The 4891-nt window shown below is 57.2% G+C and carries 2 protein-coding genes; both read left to right on the forward strand.

Going from position 1 to position 4891, the window contains the following annotated elements; genetic code table 11:
• Positions 1 to 120 precede the first annotated feature (120 nt).
• Entirely contained in the window at positions 121 to 1395 is a 1275-nt protein-coding gene (locus P1S59_14160; GenBank protein MDF1527374.1) for an efflux RND transporter periplasmic adaptor subunit, read from the forward strand.
• Between the two features lie 17 nt (positions 1396 to 1412).
• Positions 1413 to 4601, forward strand: a complete 3189-nt coding sequence (locus P1S59_14165) for an efflux RND transporter permease subunit (protein MDF1527375.1) — start codon at positions 1413 to 1415, stop codon at positions 4599 to 4601.
• Positions 4602 to 4891 lie beyond the last annotated feature (290 nt).

The following is a 4891-nucleotide window of genomic DNA, read 5'->3' on the forward strand; positions in this document are numbered from 1 at the left end:
GTAAGGAAAGGGAAAACGACGCTTTTCCCTTTCCGTGGAGCGAAAAGTCCCGGATTGGACTTTTTGCGACTCTATCAGTTTTTGGATCTTGGATATTGGATCTTAGATTAAGAGGTGACCATGACCAACCCCCACGGCCGTCCACCCATTTCCCGGCGCGAAAAGTTCGCTCTTACCATCGCCAGCCTTGTCATCCTGCTGGCATCAGGAGCGGTGGTTATATATATGATCAAAAACCGGCCCCAGCCGGAACGCCGGAAGCCTGTTCCCACTGTACAGATCGTCAGTGTACGCGAGCTGGCCGCCACATCCCGGCAGGTTGTCGTTCCGGCAACAGGAACCGTAGTCCCGGCGGTAGAGGTAGACTTGAAATCCCGTGTCGCTGGTGAGATCGTCTGGATACACCCCGAATTTGTGGAAGGTGGGGTTGTTAAAAAGAATCAGACTTTAGTAAAGATAGACCCCACCGAATACGAGCTGGCCCTCGTACGCACGAAAGCCGTCCTTCAGTCTGCCATGCTCGAACTCAGGACAGAGGAGGGCCGCCAGGAAATTGCCAGGAGCGAATGGGCGATTCTCGGGCTGGAGGAAAATTCCACTGATCTGGACAGGGAACTGGCCCTTCGTCAGCCCCAGCTTGCGGCCAACAGGGCCAATCTGGAAGCCGCCCGCGCCGAGATCAAACAGGCGGAACTGAATCTGGAACGGACTGTAATAAGAGCACCCTTCAACGCCATTATCCGTTCAGCCAATGTGGATGCGGGGGCTCAGGTCACAAACCAGGGAACCCTTGCCAACCTCGTTGGATCGGACCGTTTCTACATAGAGGCCCTCATCCCCATGGACCGGATCAAGTGGATCCACATTCCTGACAATACAGGAAATGCAGGGTCCAGCGCGAAGATCGTTTCCGGCAGTGGGCGGACCCTCGAGGGTCGAATATATAAACTCCTCGGTGAGATCGAGTCCAACGGGAGGCTGGCCAGACTTCTCATCGAGGTTAAAGATCCTCTTGACCTGGCAGAGAAGAGCGGGGACAGGCACCCGTTGCTGCTCAACGACTTTGTCAGCGTCCAGATCGAAGGACGCTTTGTCCAGGAGGTTTTCGTCATTGAGCGGCAGCACCTCAGGGACGGCAGCATTGTCTATATCGTCGATGAAGATGACCTCCTGCAGTTCCGCACCGTGGATATCGTTTGGAGCAGCGCTGATCATATCCTTGCCAGGGGGCTTAAAGAGGGTGAGAAGCTTATCGTCTCCGACGTTCCCGCTCCGGTGGAGGGAATGAAGGTTAGCGTAAGCGAAGATCAGGAGCCCGAAGCCAGTAGCCAGAATCCAGCAATACGCGACACGGTGACACGGAGAAAAATCATTAAGATGTCATATATCAACTAAAGGCCCAGGAAATCGATATGGAAGATTTTAACTCCAAACCTCAAACCTCAAACCCCAAACTCGAAACTTCTTATCGTGGTGCGATAGCATGGATGGCCAGCAACCCCGTCGCGGCCAACCTCATCATGATCGTGTGCCTGGTTGGCGGTTTCCTCATGCTGGGCAAGATCACCCAGGAGGTATTCCCCAGCACAGAACAGGACATCGTAAGGATCCAGGCTTTCTATCCGGGGGCCAGCCCCGAGGAGATCGAACAGGGCCTGATCCTTGTCATCGAGGAGGCTGTCAGGGGCCTCGATGGTGTTAGCGAGGTGAGTTCCACAGCTGATGAAGGAAGGGGAACCGTCAATGTGACGCTCCTGGAGGGGCAGGATCTCCAGAAACTGGCCAACGATATCAAAAGTGAGGTCTCTCGTATTGGCACCTTCCCCGCGGATGCCGATGACCCTGAAGTGAGGATCCTTTCCAGGCGGCGGAACGTCATCGACCTGGTTCTTTATGGGCAGACCAGCGCCGCGACCCTCCACGAACTGGGTGAACTGACCCGGGACCAGCTTCTCACAGACCCCGACATCACCCAGGTGGAACTGGACGGCGTGCGCCCCCTGGAAATCAGCATTGAGATCTCTCAGGAGAACCTGCTCCGCTATAACCTGACCCTCGACGAAGTGGCGGCCAGGCTGCGCAGCGCCGCTGTGGACCTCCCCGGCGGCGGCATCAAGACAGCCGGTGGTGAGATCCTTCTCCGAATGAAGGAGCGACGGGACTATGGCCGCCAGTTCGCCAGCATCCCGGTGATCACGGCCCCCGACGGTTCCCAGGTCCTGCTCGGAGACATCGCTGTCGTGAACGACTCCTACGAGGATTCCGACAGCTACGCCACCTTTGACGGCAAGCCCGCCGTCTTTCTCGACATCTTCCGTATCGGGGATCAGACCCCCATAAAGGTGGCCGATGGTGTTTTCAGGCAACTCGAGATCCTGAAGAACACCCTTCCGGAAGGGATCGGGATCGCCATTTTGAGGGACAACGCCAAAGCCTACCGGGAGCGCGCCGAGCTGCTTATCAGGAACGGGATCCTGGGCACCCTGCTGGTCCTGGTGATCCTCGGCATTTTCCTCGAGCTCCGTCTGGCATTCTGGGTGATGATGGGCATCCCCATCTCCTTTCTGGGTTCCCTTCTCTTCTTCCCCGTCCTGGGAATCTCCATCAACATGATCACCCTTTTCGCTTTCATCATGGCCGTGGGTATTGTGGTGGACGACGCCGTCATTGTGGGAGAGAACGTCTACTATTATTACCAGGAGGAGGACAATCTTCTTGACGCCGCCACCCGGGGAGCCCGGGAGATCGCCACCCCGGTGACCTTCAGCATCCTCACCAACGTAGCCGCCTTCATGCCTCTGTACTTTATCCCGGGAGTCATGGGCAAGGTGTTCAAAATGATACCGCTGGTGGTCTGTACAGCATTTATGATCTCCCTCTTCGAATCTCTTTTTATCCTGCCGGCCCACCTTGGACACCGTCAGGAGAGAAAACTGGGCAGCATCCGGGGGTGGATCCACCAGCGCCAGCAGGCCTTCTCCCGATGGTTCATCCGCTGGGTGCGCAACCGCTTCGGCCCTTTCCTGGACGCCGCCCTATCGAGGCGCTACCTGGTTATTGCCATTGCCGTTGCCATTCTGGCCTTCTTCCTGGCTTACGCCGGCAGCGGGCGCATGGGTCTGGGGCTTTTCCCCCGGGTGGAGTCCGATTTCGCCAGAGCGTCGGCAAGCATCTCCTTCGGCTCTCCGGTGGAAAAAACCGAAGCCGTAGCCAAAAAGATGCGTGCGGCAGCCCTCAAGGTGGTGGAGGAGTCAGGGCACCCGGAGTTGACCACGGGGATCTACACGCGCATCGGCAGGGGGGGCAGTCACAACCTCTTCATGATCGTCTATCTGGCCGACCCGGAGATCCGCGACAAGATCATGACTACCAGGGAGTTCACCAGGAAGTGGCGCGAGGCGTTAGGGCCGCTGCCGGAGGCCGAGACCCTCAACCTGGCCTCGGACTTCGGAGGTCCGGGTTCAGGATCGGCAATCACCGTGGAGCTTAGCCACCGCGACACCCGTGTGCTGGAAAAAGCCAGCGCCGAACTATCTGAAGAGCTTCTCAACTACTCACTGGTCAAGGATATCGACGACGGGTTCCAGCCGGGCAAGGAACAGCTCGATTTCTCTCTCACTGACCGGGGGAAGGCCCTGGGACTTACCGCCGACAATGTTGCCCGGCAGATCCGCAGCTCTTTCTACGGCTCCAGGGTCCTGCGCCAGCAGCGAGGCCGCAACGAAGTGACCGTCACAGCCCGTTTGCCTGAGGCCGAACGCGAGTCCATATACAACCTCGAAGAGATGAAGATCAAAAGCCCCACGGGGGGGTTCGTGCTCCTGCGGGATGCGGTGAACGTCGAACGGGACCGCGCACTCACAACAATAAACCGCCGTGGAGGCAGGCGCGTCGTCCAGGTGACCGCTGATATAAACGACAGAAGCCGTTCCGGTGAGATCAAGGACGCTCTCAAGGAAACAGAGCTTCCAAGACTCCTGGGCCGCTATCCGGGACTTCAGTACAGTTTTGAGGGTCATGCCGCCGACACCCGGGAGAGCATGCAGAGTCTCAAGATCGGGTTTACTATCGCAATGATCCTTATCTTCGCCATGCTGGCAATACCCTTTAAATCCTACACCCAACCCCTCATCGTCATGAGCAGCATACCCTTCGGCATTATCGGAGCCGTCATAGGCCACCTGATAATGGGCTACAGCCTGAGCGTCGTGAGCATGTTCGGTATCGTGGCGCTATCCGGGGTCGTGGTTAACGACTCCCTCATTCTCATCGACTTTGCCAACCGCCGCATCCGCGAAAAAGGCATGTCCATCCACGATGCGGTCCTCGACGCCGCGATCCAGCGCTTCAGGCCCATCCTGCTCACCACAGCAACGACCTTCGGCGGATTGGCCCCCATGATGTTTGAGCCGGCCATCCAGGCCCGGTTCATGATCCCCATGGCCATCAGTCTGGGCTACGGGATCCTCTTCGCTACGGTGATCACCCTGGTTATGGTGCCGTGCCTCTACATGGTGGTTGAGGATCTGGGGAATTTACATGAAGATGTGAAGCGGGGCTGGGGAAAACTCATAGGACATGGCGACGCGGAGACACGGTGACACCCCTCGACTCTGCTCGGGGCAGGCGAGGCGCAGAGAAAGGAGCTGTTTCAAAGTATCCAGGTGTCGAAGTATCTGAGTAAAACCCTCCATGCCCGTCATTCCGGCATCAAATAGTCCCATTCCTTACTCTTCTTCCCCTTTGAGGGGGGAAGACCGAGATGGGGGTGAAAAGATCCATCCGGAATCCAGTCGCTATAAAAGCGATGTTTCTTACCACAGATGGGATGAAGTAGGCCGGTACCACCTGTCAACGGGATGCTAAAATAGCTCCCAACTTTTAACGGGGT

It is taken from the genome of bacterium, from assembly GCA_029210965.1.
GTDB lineage: Bacteria > BMS3Abin14 > BMS3Abin14 > BMS3Abin14 > BMS3Abin14 > JALHUC01.

What these genes read in the sequence shown, in the direction of transcription:
- P1S59_14160 (MDF1527374.1), top strand. Translation starts at nt 121, where the DNA reads ATGACCAACCCCCACGGCCGTCCACCCATTTCCCGGCGCGAAAAGTTC.
- P1S59_14165 (MDF1527375.1), top strand. Translation starts at nt 1,413, where the DNA reads ATGGAAGATTTTAACTCCAAACCTCAAACCTCAAACCCCAAACTCGAA.